This is a genomic window from Brevundimonas sp. KH_060 (assembly GCF_057838275.1).
On record NZ_CM174463.1, the window covers coordinates 225593 to 238714 of the forward strand.

The following is a 13122-nucleotide window of genomic DNA, read 5'->3' on the forward strand; positions in this document are numbered from 1 at the left end:
TCAGACTCCTACTTCGCGGCGCTGTTCGACCAGACGCCAGTCCTCGGTCGCATAGACCTCCTCGAACATGGTCTTCACGCTGGGGCGCGATTGGCCAAGCGTGCCGATGGCCTCGGATTCCTTGGCGGCGGCGCGGACCTTTTCGACCGCTTCCTTCTCGGCTTCTTCCTGCTGTTCGTCGGACCATTCGCCCAGACCGATCAGGTGCTGCTTCAGGCGAGCGATCGGGTCGCCCAGCGGCCACTTTTCATGCTCGTCGCCGGGGCGGTAGCGGCTGGGGTCGTCCGAGGTCGAGTGCGGGGCGCCGCGATAGGTGAACAGCTCGATGATCGTCGCGCCCTGGTTGGTGCGGGCGCGCTCCTCGGCCCACTGGGTCGCGGCCCAGACGGCCAGGAAGTCGTTGCCGTCGACGCGCAGGGCGGGCAGGCCATAGCCGATGCCCTTGGACGCGAAGGTGGTCTCAAGTCCGCCGGCGATGCCCTGGAAGGACGAGATGGCCCACTGGTTGTTGACGATGTTCAGGATGACCGGCGCGCGATAGACGGCGGCGAAGGTCAGGGCCGAGTGGAAGTCGCTCTCGGCCGTCGAGCCGTCGCCGATCCAGGTGATGGCGATCTTGTCGTCGCCGCGGATGGCCGAGGCCATGCCCCAGCCCACGGCCTGGATATATTGCGTGCCCAGATTGCCCGAGATGGTGAAGAAGCCGTAGTCCTTGGCCGAGTACATGATCGGCAGCTGGCGGCCCTTGATGGGGTCTTCGGCGTTCGAATAGATCTGGTTCATCATGGTCGCGAGCGGATAGTCGCGCGCGATCAGAAGGCCCTGCTGGCGATAGGTGGGGAAGCCCATGTCCTCGCGGCTCAGGATCATGCCCTGGGCGACCGCGATGGCCTCTTCGCCCGTGCACTTCATATAGAAGCTGGTCTTGCCCTGACGGTGGGCGCGGTGCATCCGGTCGTCGAAGGCGCGCGTCAGGATCATGGCCTTCAGGCCGCGACGCATCGTCTCAGGGTCCAGCTTGGGGTCCCACGGCCCGACGGCCTGGCCTTCATCGTCCAGCACGCGGATCAGGCGGAAGGCGTGATCGCGCATTTCGGCAGGCGCCGTGCTGACGTCCGGGCGGTCGACGGCGCCGGGCGCGTCGAGCTTCAGGTGGCTGAAATCAGGCGTGTCGCCCGGCCGGCCCGAAGGCTCCGGCACGCGCAGCGACAGCGTCGGGGTGTTCTTCATCAATGCCTCCCGTCCGGTTGAACCGGCCGCGTTTCCTTATGGATGAGGGCATAGCATGGCGTATGATTGTTGGCTCTCCTAAAAACACCCTTGCCAAATGGCGATTTGGGGTATTTTATTGCGCAGAAAGCTAATTCGGAGAAAGCCTTTGGCCGACGACCTCGACCCTATCGACGCACGCATCCTCGACATCCTTCAGCAGGACGCAGGCCTGTCTGTCGCCGAGGTCGCCGATCGCGTCGGCCTGTCGGCCTCGCCGTGCTGGCGCCGGATCAAGAGACTGGAGGACTCTGGCCTGATACGCAAGCGTGTCACGCTATTGGACGCCGGTCTTCTGGGCCTGGACTTCGAAGTCTACGCCATCGTCAAGCTGAGCCTGCCGACCCGCGACAACCTGCAGATCTTCGAACAGGCCGTCGAAAGCTGGCCCGAAGTGGTGCAGTGCGCCACCATCACGGGGCGCGAGGATTACGTCCTGCGCATCATCACCACCGACATGCACGCCTTCGATCAGTTCCTGCGCGACAAGCTGCTGACGCTCGGCATCGTCTCCAACTGCGAGAGCCACATCGTCACGCGCGGGGTGAAGAACGTCACCACCCTGCCGCTGGGCATCATCACGCCGCACGTCGGCTGAGGCTGAGCGCGCCGTCGCCTTTCGTCAGCTCAGGCGGTCGAAGGCGACGGCGTGGACCTTGTCCCGCCCCAGCAGGGCGGCCAGCGGCGGGACGGGAAACAGGCCCATGATCGCCTGGTCGCGCACGTCCAGCCCGCCGGTGAAGGCGCCGAAGGCGGGCAGGATCAGCCGCCGCCCGTCGGTGACGAAGCAGGGGCGCCGCACGCCTCGGCCATAGGCGGCGACGCGCGCGGCGGGATGCAGATGGCCCGCGACCTCGCCCGGTGCGGGTTCAGCCTGCGGCTCGTGGATCAGGAACAGGCCGCCCAGCGACAGGGTTTCAACCACCCGTCCGGGCAGGCGCTTGTAGGGATTGGCCAGCGCGCCGGCCAGGGCGTCCAAATCATGATTGCCCTCCAACCAAATCCAGTCGCGCCCGGCGGCCAGGCTTTCCAGCCGCGCCAGTTGATCGCCGCCCATGCGCGACACCGCCTTTGAATCGTGGAAGCTGTCGCCCAACAGGACGACCGCGCGCGGGTCCAGCGCCTCGATCTCGGCCTCCAGTCGGGCCAGGGTGGCGGGGCTGTCATAGGGCGGCAGCATCTGCCCGCGCGCCGCGAAGGCCGAGCCCTTCTCCAGATGCAGGTCCGAGGCGATCAGGGTCTGACGCTTCGGCAGCCACAACGCGCCTGAACAGCGCAGCACGCAGGCTTCGCCATTGACCGTGAGCTTCAGCCCGCCGCAGGGATGGCGATGGGGCGACAGGATTTCGCGCAAGGCCGCGTTCATCGCCCTTCTCCCCTCGGGGGAGAAGGTGGGCGGCGGAGCCGCTCGGATGAGGGGGCTGTATCCGCAGGCAAGCCGTCAGACCGGGAGCGCGCGGCGGGCGTCCCCCTCATCCGTCTTGCTCCGCAAGCCACCTTCTCCCTCGCGGGGAGAAGGATGCACGATATCGTCACGCCGCCCCTTTCAGCGCCTGTGGCGCGTCTTCCATGACTTCGGCGATCAGGGCCTCGGCGGATTCATCCAGGATCATTTCGGCGGCGTCGCCGCCGACGCGCTCGCGCCCGATCTGCACCAGCACCGGCACGCTGAAGGGCGAGGGTCGGTCCAGCCGCCTATGCACGATCCGGCCGTGGATGCGGCTCAGAAGTTGGCCCAGCCGCGCCACGTCCAGCAGGCCCGTCGCCGCATCCGCCCGCGCCGTCCTCAGCAGCAGATGGTCCGGCTGATGCCGTCGCAGCACGTCGTAGATCAGGTCGGTCGAAAACGTCACCTGCCGCCCGGTCTTCTCCGCCCCCGGCTGGCGCTGCTCGATCAGGCCGGAGATCAGGGCGCAGTTGCGGAAGGAGCGCTTCATCATGAAGCTCTCCTCCAGCCAGGCTTCCAGATCGTCGCCCAGCATGTCCGGCTCGAACAGGGCGTCCAGGTCGAGGCCGTCCATCGGCCGGATCGACCAGATGGCCAGCGAATAGTCCGTCACCACAAAGCCCAGCGGCCCGACGCCCATCCGGTCCAGCCGCCGCGTCAGCAGCATGGCCAGGGTCGTGTGCGCCAGCCGCCCCTCGAACGGATAGGCGACCATGAAATGCCGCGTCCCGCGCGGAAAGGTTTCGATCAGCAGGGTCTGCGCTTCCGGGATGGCGCTGCGCACGGCCTGCAACTCCAGCCATTCCTGCACGTCGGGCGGCAGGACGCGCCAGTGATCGCGGTCCTGCACCATGCGCCGTACCCGCTCGGCCAATGATGTGCCCAGCGGAAATTTCGAGCCGCCGTAGGAGGGGATCTTCGGGTCTTTATCGACAGCGGGCGAGACGAGGGCGTCTGTCTTCACGATGCCCTGAAAGGCCCAGACCTGACCGGCGAAGACGAAGGTGTCGCCCGGCGTCATCTGTTCGAAATACCACTCCTCGGCCTCGCCGATCTTGCGGCCTGCGACCAGGTGCTTGCCGCCCGCACGCCGCCCGGCGACGCGCACATTCAGGTTGGCGGCCGAGACGATGGCCCCGACGTTCATCCGGTGGCGCTGGGCCATCTGGGCGTTGCGGACCGTCCACTTGCCGTCGCGGGTGCGCACGATGCGGGCGAAGCGGTCATAGGTCCGCAGCGCATAACCGCCGACCGCGACCAGATCGACCACCTCCTCGAACGCCTCATAGGTCAGGCCGCGATAGGGGCCCGCCGTCGCCACCTCGGTGAACAGTTCACTCAGGTCGAACGGTTCCGAACAGGCGCATCCCATGACGTGCTGGGCCAGCGTGTCCAGCGTGCCGGTATGCTCCGGCTCCCAGTCGAAGGCGTTCTCGGCCACGGCCTCACGCGCCGCCTGACACTCCAGCATCTCGAAACGGCTGGCGGGGACCATCAGGGCGCGCGAGGGCTCGTCCAGTCGGTGGTTGGCCCGGCCGATGCGCTGGACCAGACGGCTGGCCCCCTTGGGCGCGGCCAACTGGATCACCAGATCGACGTCGCCCCAGTCGATGCCCAGATCCAGCGTCGAGGTGCAGACCACGGCCTTCAGATCGCCGCGCGCCATCGCCGCCTCGACCTTGCGCCTCTGCTCGGCGGCCAGCGAGCCGTGGTGCAGGGCGATCGGCAGATCGTCCTCATTGATCGCCCACAGCGACTGGAACACGAACTCGGCCTGCCAGCGAGTGTTGACGAAGATCAGGCTGAGGCCTGCCTGTTTGATGGCGTCATAGACCTCGGGGATGGCGTGGACGCCGGTGTGGCCCGCCCAGGGCACGCGGCCTTCGCTGACCAGCACATCCACCACCGGCGGCGCGCCGGGGTCGCCGAGGACGATCCGAATCCCTTCTCCCCTCGGGGGAGAAGGTGGCTCGCGGAGCGAGACGGATGAGGGGGCGGGCGGATCTATACTGGCGGCGTCGGGCTTGTTCCTGGCGTCCCCCTCATCCGAGCGGCTCCGCCGCCCACCTTCTCCCCCGAGGGGAGAAGGGGAGAGCCAGTCTGCGATCCTGCCCGGATCATCCACAGTCGCCGACAGCGCCACCCGCCGCATCTCAGGCGCGAACTGTTGCAACCGCGCCAGCCCCAGCGCGAGCAGGTCGCCGCGCTTGCCGCTCCAGATGGCGTGGACCTCGTCCAACACGACGCATTTCAGATCGGCGAAATAGTCCCTCGCCCCTTCCCAGGCGCAGAACAGGGCCAACTGTTCCGGCGTGGTCAAAAGGATGTCGGGCGGGAAGTCGCGCTGGCGCTGCTTCTTGGACTGTTTGGTGTCGCCGGTGCGGCTCTCGACGTGGATGTTCAGCCCGATCTCGCGGATGGGCGTCATCAGGTTGCGCTCGACGTCGGTGGTCAACGCCTTCAGCGGCGACAGATAGAGGGTGTGAACGCCCGAACCCGGCCCTGCCTCGGGTCTCGGCCCCCGCTCGGCCAGATCGATCAGGCTGGGCAGGAAGCCCGCCAGCGTCTTGCCCCCGCCCGTCGGCGCCACCAGCAGGGCGTGCTGCCCGGCCTTCGCCGCCGCGACCATGTCCAGCTGATGTCGGCGCGGCGACCAGCCCCGACCGGCGAACCAGTCGGCGAACAGAGGCGGAAGCGTTGCAGTGATCGGCGTCGTCACGCCAAGCCTATAACATGTTCCCGTTCCGTTTCGTCACCTTCGACGCTATCTAGCGAGGGTGACTGTCGAATCCGCCGAGATCAGCACCGCGTCGTCCCTGACGTTCGACCTGCCGCCCGCGCTGGCCACGCCGCCGGGGGCCGGAGCCGTGTGCGACGATCAGGGCGCGAGGAAGATCGGACGCGGCGCCGCCGAGGGCCTGTTCACCGGCGGCGACGTCATCGTCGCCCACGCCGGGCTGACCGCGCGGCGGCTGGGTCTGGCGCCGCCGCCGCGCTCGACAGAGATGCTGGACGCGCTGGAGCTGTTCGCCTTCGTGCGCCCCGCCCGGTTCTGCGCCCCGTCGCCGACCGGACTGGCCCTGGCCCTGGGCGGTCAGGAGCCGAGGGGCGCCGAGGCGCAGGCCGCCGCCCTGCGCGCCGCCGCCGCCGACCTGTTGGCCGAGCTGGCCGCGCCCGCCTATCCGGGGCGTGAGGAGGCCTACACGCTGGCCCTGACGCTGGAGCGGGCGGGCTGGGGCTGGGCGCCGCGCGTGCTTCAGGCCTTGCGCGCCGGGCCGTTGCGAGATCGGCAACAGCGCGGCTCGGGCCTCGACGTCTGGGCGCGGCTTCAGGAGTGGGAGGACGAGGCGCCGCGCGGCGAGGCCGGGTCTGCCCCGGTCGATTCCGAAAGCGCCCGCATCCGTCTGGACAAGCTGCTTCAAGCCTCGGGTCTGGACGAGACGCGGCCTGCTCAGTCCGACTATGCGGCCGAAGCTGCCTACGCCTTCTCGCCGCGCAATGAAGAAGGCCGCCCGCGCGTCCTGCTGGCCGAGGCGGGTACCGGCACGGGCAAGACCCTGGGCTATCTGGCGCCCGCCAGCCTGTGGGCCGAACGCAACGCGGGGGCGGCGTGGATATCCACCTACACCCGCGCCCTGCAACGCCAGATCGATCGCGAGAGCCGCGCCCTGTGGCCTGACGAGGCCGAGCGTCGCCGCAAGACGGTGGTGCGCAAGGGGCGCGAGAACTACCTCTGCCTGCTGAACCTTCAGGACATGGTGCAGGCGGCGCAACTGGGGAACGGCGACCTGATCGGCATGGCCCTGGCCGCGCGCTGGGCCGCCCATACCCGCGACGGCGACATGACCGGGGGCGACTATCCCGGCTGGCTGCCCGGCCTCTATGCGACGGCGCCCATGCATCAGGCGGGACCGGCCAATCTGGTCGATCGGCGCGGCGAATGCGTCCACGCCGCCTGCCCCCACTATCGCCTGTGCTTCGTTGAAAAGACCATCCGCGCCAGCCGCCGGGCCGATCTGGTGGTGGCCAATCATGCGCTGGTGATGACGCAGGCGGCCTTTGACGGCGCCCGCACGGCGCGCGGCCTGAAGCAGGACGGCGAGACGGCGGCGCTGAAACGCATCGTCTTCGACGAGGGCCACCATCTGTTCGACGCCGCCGACAGCGCCTTCTCCGCCTGCCTGTCGGGGCAGGAGGCGGCCGAACTGCGCCGCTGGATCAGGGGGCCGGAGGGGCGCGGCCGTCGCGGACGCGGGCTGGAACAGCGTCTGGGCGACCTGACCGCCGACAACGAAGCCGCCGCCAAGGCCCTGAAGGACGCGCTTCAGGCCGCCGCCCAACTGCCGGGCGAGGGGGTGTCGGGCCGCATCGCCCCGGCGTCTGGCGAAGTGAACCCCATCGGGCCGATCGAGCGGTTTCTGGTCGCGGCGCTGGAGCAGCTGCGCGCCCGCGCGGCCGAGAACGGCGGCGCCGAGTTCGGGCTGGAATGCGCCCTGCGGCCCGTCACCGAGCCGGTGCTGGAGGCCGCGCGCGAAGCCGCCCGCGCCATCGCCGCCGTCGAGGCGCCCCTGCTGGCCCTGTCGCGCCATCTCGAAGACATTCTGGACGAGGAGGCGGCCGAGCTGGACGGCGCCGCCCGCGCCCGCATCGAGGGCTCCCTTCGCGGGCTGGACCGGCGCGGCCGCATGACCCTGCCCGGCTGGCGCTCTATGCTGGCGGCGTTGGAGGAAGGCGGGGACGAACCCGATCCTGATTACGTCGACTGGTTGAGCGCCGAGGCCGCCTTCGGCCGCATCCACGACGTGGCCCTGCGCCGTCACTGGATCGACCCGACCGTGCCGCTGGAAGCGGCGGTGGTCATGCCGTCGCACGGGGTGCTGGTGACATCCGCAACCCTGTCCGATCCGGCGGCGGAAGACCCCTTCGATCTGGCCCGCCTGCGCACCGGCGCCGCGCGCCTGATCGAACCGGCGCGGACGCTGAAGGTCGACAGCCCCTTCGACTATGCGACCAACAGCCGGGTTATCGTCATCAATGATCTGGTCAAGGACGACCCGCGCCAGATCGCGGCGGCCATGCGCGAACTGTTTCTGGCGGCGGGCGGCGGAGGGCTGGGCCTGTTCACCGCCATCCGGCGGCTGAAGGCGGTCTATGAGCGGCTGGGGCCGGAGCTGGCGCGGGCGGGTCTGCCGCTCTACGCCCAGCACGTCGATCCGCTGGAGGTCGGGGCGCTGGTCGATGTCTTCAGGGCCGAGCGTGACAGCTGCCTGCTGGGCACCGATGCGGTCAGGGATGGCGTGGACGTGCCGGGACGGTCCTTGCGCGTTCTGGCCTTCGACCGCGTGCCCTGGCCGCGCCCGGACCTGCTGCACAAGGCGCGGCGCGAACGGTTCGGCACGGGCTCGGGCGGGCGTTCCTACGACGACGCCCTGGCGCGCGGTCGCATCGCTCAGGCGTTTGGCCGCCTGATCCGTCGGGCCGATGATCGGGGCGTCTTCGTCATGCTGGACGCCGCCTGCCCGACGCGCCTGTTCGCCGCCCTGCCGCCGGGAACAGAGGTGCTGCGTCTGGGCCTGGCCGAGACGGTGGAGTTGACCAAGAGCTTCCTGGCGGAGCAGACCGGCTGACCATGTCACGCACCACCCCCGCCACCGTCGCCCTGACCAAGGCCGGCGTCGCTTTTGAACTGCGTCCCTATGACTATGATCCCGACGCGGCGCGCGTGGGGTTGCAGGCGGCCGAGGCGCTGGGCGTCGCGCCGGAGCAGGTGTTCAAGACGCTGATGACGCTGGTGGACGCCAAGCCTGTCTGCGTCATCCTGCCGTCCGACTGCGAGGTCAGCATGAAGAAGCTGGCCGCCGCCGCGGGGGGCAAGTCGGCCCAGATGATGAAGCCCGCCGACGCCGAGCGCTTGACCGGTTTCAAGGTCGGCGGCGTCAGCCCTTTCGGCCAACGGAAAGCCGTCCCGACCTTCATCGACGAGACGGCGATCCTGTTCGACCGGGTGCTGATCAACGGCGGCCAGCGCGGCCTGCTGCTCGAACTGGCGCCTGATGAAGCGGCGCGCGCCTGCGCCGCGGCGTGGGCGGATCTGACGGCCTGATCGGCCTAGCCCTCGAACGTCACGACCACGCTTTCGGCGGAACGCTCGGCTTCGCCGTGAAACACCGCTTCGATGTTGTTGCCGTCCGGGTCCAGCAGGAAGGCGGCGTAGTAGCCGGGGTGATAGGGCCGCTCGCCCGGCGCGCCGTTGTCGGTTCCGCCCGCCGCCAGACCCGCCTTGTGGAAGGCCTCGACCATGGCATGATCCTTGGCCTGAAACGCCAGGTGGCAGCGGCCCGTCGGCCGGCCCGCCGCCGCGATGCTGTCCACCGCCGAGACGAACAGTTCGTCGGCCCAGAAGAAGCGTTCGGCTTCGCCGGCGATCGGCACGCCCAGGGCCTCGAGCACGGCGCCGTAGAAACGGCGGCTGGCCTCAAGATCGGGCGTCACCAGTTGCAGATGGTCGATCAGCCGACCGCGATGAAGCTGCTGCGTCTCCATGGTCCTCGTCTCCTGTCAGATTGCGATTCGAACGGGCGGCAGCCTGGCCTGTTCCTGCTGACAGGGCGTGTCAGCAGCCTCGCGTCCTGCTAAAGCGCGCTCATGACCGACACGACCGCCGCCGCTCCGCACCACAGCCGCAAGGGACTGATCATCCCCTTCGTCATCGTCGCCGTGGGCCTGGTCCTGTGGACCGGCTGGTGGTTTTTCCTGACCCAGCAGATCGAGCGCCGGATGGAGGCGAAGATCGCCGGGCTGCAAGAGAGCGGCTGGACCATCAAGCACGCGGGAATCTCCACGACCGGCTGGCCCATGCACGCGCGGGTGACGATCAAGCATCTGGATGTCATCGCTCCGTCCGGCCACGCCGTTGAGGCGCCCGCGATGATCGCCCAGGCCAACGCCTATAATCCCACGCGCTGGGTGCTGGCGGCGCCGGACGGCCTGACCGTCACGCGCGGCGAGAAGGGCAAGACGGCCATCCGCGCCGAGGGCATCCGCATGAGCCTGCACGGCCTGACGCAGCGCTGGCCCAATGTGGCGCTGGAGCTGGAGAAGCCGGTCTTCACCGCCCTGCCGGACGCCGAGCCCTTCCCGCTGAAACAGGCGGGGCTGGTGCAGTTCTACATGCGGCCGCACATGGTGGGCTCCGACATCCCGACCGATGACGTGGACGTGTTGTTCCGCCTGGTCGACGGCGAGGGCCGTCCGAACGGTCCGGTCGAAGGCTTTACCCAGTCGGGGATGCTGAACGCTCAGGTCGAGGCGGTGATCGAAAAGGCTTCGGCCCTGCGCAAGGGGGCGGACGCCAAGGGGCTGCTGACCGCCTGGACGGCGGCGGGCGGCCGCTTCATCGACGTGAAGGGCCAGCTTCAGGCGGGCGAGAGCAAGGCCTTCGTCTCCAGCGACGCCCTGTCGGCGGACGCCAAGGGGCAACTGGAAGGCGAGGTCTTCGTGCGCGCCGAGAAGCCCCTGGCGGCCATCGTCGGCCTGGCGGGCGCCCAGCAGGGCGGGGCGCTGGACCGCGCCGCCGCCGCCAGGGCCGCCGCCGCCACGCCGCAGGGCGGAACCGGCGATGCAGGCCAGGGCGTGGAGCTGGCCATCCTGTTCCGCGGCGGCCGCACCTATCTGGGGCCGTTCGCCCTGGCGCCCGCGCCGCAGCTGTTCTGATGCTGCCCTTGTCATGCTGATCGAGCCGCCCGCCGACGAAGCGCGTCTGTCGCTGGAGCGGGCCGTGGCCGAGGCCGTGCGCGCGCGGCTGGCGGCGGGGGCGCGCGGCTCGGTCGACGGCGACGCCATCGCCCTGCGCGCCGTCCTGTCAGGAATGAGCCTGTCGGAAAAGGCGGCGGTGCGCGCCGTACTGGGGCGGTTGGAGGCGGCGGACGGGCGGCCCTTGATCGCCTGCGGAGCGCTGTCGTCGGTGCTGGCGGCCGATCGCTGGGGTCTGGCGGCGCGGCCCATGGCGGAAGCGGATCAGGCCCTGATCGCCGTGCGCGATGGCGCAGCGCAGAAGACCCGCGCCCTGATCGACCTGTCAGCGCGGCCGTGGTGGGGGCGGCTGCTGGCCCTGCCCATGCTGAAGGTGATCGCCGCCCTGCCGGATGACGCCGCCGGAGCGCCGCGCGCCCTGCTGGTCGGGACCGAGGCGCCGGGGCCGACGGGCGACGACCGCACCTTCTGGGTGACGGACAGCGCCTGGCCCGACGCCCGCATCGTGGAGGCCCTGGGCCAGGCGGGGCTAGCGGCCGAATTTCTGTCGGGCGGAGGCGGGTTGAAGCTGTTCGTCCTGACGGGCTATGTGCAGGCGGAAGACATCAGGCTGGACGGCGCGCCCGGCGGCCTGACCGGCGTCATCGGCGCCGCTCCCGTCTTCTGAACACGGCGGCCGACAGGATGACCCGCGCATGACCGAAGCGAACGTCCCCGAGGGATCGCCTCAACCCAAGAGCGGCGTCCTGGACATCGCCCCCTATGTCGGCGGCAAGAGCGCTATCGCCGGGGTGGCCAAGCCGATCAAGCTGTCCTCCAACGAGAACGCGCTCGGCGCGGGCGAAAAGGCGCGCGAGGCTTACGCCGCCGCCGTCGTCTCGATCCACCTCTATCCCGACGGCCGGGCCGATCGGCTGCGCGCCGCCGTGGCCGAAACGCATGGTCTGGAGCCGGAACGGCTGATCTTCGGCAATGGGTCGGACGAGGTCTTCGCCCTGCTGAACCAGACCTATCTGGAGGCCGGGGACAATATCGTCACCAGCCAGTACGCCTTCGTCGCCTATCAGATTTCCGCTCGCGCCTGTCAGGCTGAGGTCCGGCTGGCGGCAGAGCCGGACTACCGCGCCGACGTCGACGCCATGCTGGCCCTGGTCGATGAGCGGACCAAGCTGGTCTATCTGTCGAACCCGGCCAATCCGACCGGCAGCTTCGCCACGGGCGAGGAGATCCGCCGCCTGCACGCGGGCCTGCCCGCCCACGTCATCCTGGTGATCGACGAAGCCTACGCCGAGTTCGTGACCGAGCCGGACTGGGAGAGCGCCTTCGATCTGGCGCGCACGGCGTCCAACATCGTCGTCACCCGCACCTTCTCCAAGCTGCACGGCCTGGGCGGCCTGCGGGTCGGCTTCGGCTATGCGCCGCTGTCGGTGGAGCAGGCCATCGACCGCATCCGCCTGCCGTTCAACGTCTCTGTGCCGGGGATCGATGCGGCCATCGCGGCCCTGGGCGACGAGGCGCACCAGAAGGCCTCGCGCGATCTGGTGGCCGAGTGGCGGCCGCGCCTGATCCAGGCCGTGCGCGGCTTCGGGTTCGAGGTGCTGCCCGCCTCGGGCAACTTCATCCTGATCCGCTTCCCGGACGCGAAACGTCCGGCTTCGGCGGCGCAGGACTATCTGCAGTCCCAGGGGATCATCGTGCGCGGCGTGGCGAGCTACGGCCTGCCGGACTGCCTGCGGGTGACGGTCGGAACGGCGGACCAGAACCGCGCCGTCATCGACGCCCTCAGCGAGTTCGCAGCGCGCTGAGGCGGCAGGTCAATGGCCTAGTCGCCGCTGTTGAAGCGCACTACGCCGATCACTCCGGCGCGCCAGATGTAGTCGTCCTCGATCAGGGGGCTGTCCTTGATGTCGCCCAGGCGCTGTTCGTAGTTGACGAAGGCGCCCATGCCGTAGCGATCGCCGATCGGAATGGCCAACAGGGCCGCCGCTCCCGCCGCCGACAAACCGCCCGAAGGCTCGAAGGCGGTGAAGCCGCTGCTCGCGGCCTCGGCGGCGCTGACGCCGTAGTAGCGCTGGACCCGTTCGTCGTCGGCGGCGCGCATATAGGCCATGGTCTGCAACAGGCCGATGGGGGTCACGCGCTGATGGCTGACGGTGCCGTAGTATTCCATCCCGGCGTCGTCGCCGGTGGCGTCATGCTGGATACGGCCGCCTACGACGATATTCCCCGGCAGACGCTTGTAGGCGTAGAGCGCTGCATCCGCGCCCAACTCCGGTCGGTCCATGCCGTCGATGTCGCCGGCCGCGAAACGGGGGCGCAACTGCACGCCGGCGTGGAAGCCGTCGCGCTTGATCGCATTCCAGCCGAGACCATCAAGGCCGTTGGCGTAGACGATGTCGCGATAGGAGGCCGAACCCCAGGCGGTGAAGCTGGCCTCGTCGCTGTTGTTGCCGGTGGCGCTGAAGCCGCGCACCACGCCGCCGCCGATATCGACCTTCCACGTCTGCGGGGCCTCGACCGGCTGGAACGGCTGCGCCTGCGCCAGGGCGGCGGCGGGCAGGCCCGCGAGGGCGGCGGTCAGCAGCGCGAGGCGGAGGGTGGTGCGTGAAGTCATGAACGGGTCCCAGGTCAACAACTGATGATATAGGGGCCCG

General features: G+C 69.5%; 11 protein-coding genes. 6 read left to right on the top strand and 5 right to left on the bottom strand.

Translation table 11 applies throughout. From position 1 onward, the window contains the following. Positions 1-1230: a 3-methyl-2-oxobutanoate dehydrogenase (2-methylpropanoyl-transferring) subunit alpha gene (locus tag AC3IPP_RS01180; RefSeq protein ID WP_087138845.1), complete on the bottom strand. Its 1230-nt coding sequence runs from the start codon at positions 1228-1230 to the stop codon at positions 1-3. A 148-nt stretch (positions 1231-1378) separates the two neighbouring features. On the opposite strand from AC3IPP_RS01180, the gene AC3IPP_RS01185 reads away from it, so the two are divergent. After that, complete coding sequence (locus AC3IPP_RS01185) at positions 1379-1867, top strand: Lrp/AsnC family transcriptional regulator (protein ID WP_003166242.1); 489 nt, start codon at positions 1379-1381, stop codon at positions 1865-1867. Between the two features lie 24 nt (positions 1868-1891). On the opposite strand, the gene pdeM is transcribed toward AC3IPP_RS01185, so the two are convergent. Continuing rightward, on the bottom strand, positions 1892-2635 hold the full coding sequence (pdeM, locus tag AC3IPP_RS01190) for a ligase-associated DNA damage response endonuclease PdeM (RefSeq protein ID WP_489150042.1): 744 nt from the start codon (positions 2633-2635) through the stop codon (positions 1892-1894). A gap of 166 nt (positions 2636-2801) precedes the next feature. After that, positions 2802-5435 carry a ligase-associated DNA damage response DEXH box helicase gene (locus AC3IPP_RS01195; protein ID WP_489150043.1) on the bottom strand — a complete coding sequence of 878 codons (2634 nt, stop codon included), beginning with the start codon at positions 5433-5435 and terminating at the stop codon, positions 2802-2804. Positions 5436-5493: 58 nt separating this feature from the next. Between AC3IPP_RS01195 and AC3IPP_RS01200 the strand changes: the two genes are divergently transcribed. Together AC3IPP_RS01200 and ybaK are read left to right on the top strand one after the other, a co-directional pair. Then, positions 5494-8343 (top strand): ATP-dependent DNA helicase, encoded by a 2850-nt coding sequence (locus AC3IPP_RS01200; RefSeq protein WP_489150044.1) that lies wholly within the window; start codon positions 5494-5496, stop codon positions 8341-8343. Positions 8344-8345: 2 nt separating this feature from the next. Further along, a complete protein-coding gene (gene ybaK, locus AC3IPP_RS01205) occupies positions 8346-8819 on the top strand; it encodes a Cys-tRNA(Pro) deacylase (protein WP_489150045.1) in 474 nt (157 codons plus the stop codon). Between the two features lie 5 nt (positions 8820-8824). Here ybaK and AC3IPP_RS01210 read toward each other — a convergent pair whose 3' ends face one another. Further along, positions 8825-9259, bottom strand: a complete 435-nt coding sequence (locus AC3IPP_RS01210; protein ID WP_489150046.1) for a VOC family protein — start codon at positions 9257-9259, stop codon at positions 8825-8827. 102 nt (positions 9260-9361) lie between these two features. On the opposite strand from AC3IPP_RS01210, the gene AC3IPP_RS01215 reads away from it, so the two are divergent. Genes AC3IPP_RS01215 through hisC form a run of 3 tightly spaced genes read left to right on the top strand, consistent with a single transcriptional unit; the run spans position 9362 to position 12273 of the window. After that, entirely contained in the window at positions 9362-10429 is a 1068-nt protein-coding gene (locus tag AC3IPP_RS01215; RefSeq protein WP_489150047.1) for a DUF2125 domain-containing protein, read from the top strand. Positions 10430-10442: 13 nt separating this feature from the next. Beyond that, positions 10443-11135, top strand: a complete 693-nt coding sequence (locus AC3IPP_RS01220) for a hypothetical protein (protein WP_489150048.1) — start codon at positions 10443-10445, stop codon at positions 11133-11135. A 28-nt stretch (positions 11136-11163) separates the two neighbouring features. Next, the gene (gene hisC, locus AC3IPP_RS01225; protein WP_489150049.1) at positions 11164-12273 is read left to right on the top strand and encodes a histidinol-phosphate transaminase; all 1110 of its coding nucleotides are present in this window, start codon (positions 11164-11166) and stop codon (positions 12271-12273) included. A gap of 17 nt (positions 12274-12290) precedes the next feature. Here hisC and AC3IPP_RS01230 read toward each other — a convergent pair whose 3' ends face one another. Further along, entirely contained in the window at positions 12291-13082 is a 792-nt protein-coding gene (locus AC3IPP_RS01230) for a MipA/OmpV family protein (protein WP_087138860.1), read from the bottom strand. Positions 13083-13122 lie beyond the last annotated feature (40 nt).

Bases quoted from the DNA above. Each gene is read 5' to 3' on its own strand.
- AC3IPP_RS01180 (WP_087138845.1), bottom strand. From the start codon at position 1,230: ATGAAGAACACCCCGACGCTGTCGCTGCGCGTGCCGGAGCCTTCGGGC.
- pdeM (WP_489150042.1), bottom strand. From the start codon at position 2,635: ATGAACGCGGCCTTGCGCGAAATCCTGTCGCCCCATCGCCATCCCTGC.
- ybaK (WP_489150045.1), top strand. From the start codon at position 8,346: ATGTCACGCACCACCCCCGCCACCGTCGCCCTGACCAAGGCCGGCGTC.
- AC3IPP_RS01210 (WP_489150046.1), bottom strand. From the start codon at position 9,259: ATGGAGACGCAGCAGCTTCATCGCGGTCGGCTGATCGACCATCTGCAA.
- AC3IPP_RS01215 (WP_489150047.1), top strand. From the start codon at position 9,362: ATGACCGACACGACCGCCGCCGCTCCGCACCACAGCCGCAAGGGACTG.
- AC3IPP_RS01220 (WP_489150048.1), top strand. From the start codon at position 10,443: ATGCTGATCGAGCCGCCCGCCGACGAAGCGCGTCTGTCGCTGGAGCGG.
- hisC (WP_489150049.1), top strand. From the start codon at position 11,164: ATGACCGAAGCGAACGTCCCCGAGGGATCGCCTCAACCCAAGAGCGGC.
- AC3IPP_RS01230 (WP_087138860.1), bottom strand. From the start codon at position 13,082: ATGACTTCACGCACCACCCTCCGCCTCGCGCTGCTGACCGCCGCCCTC.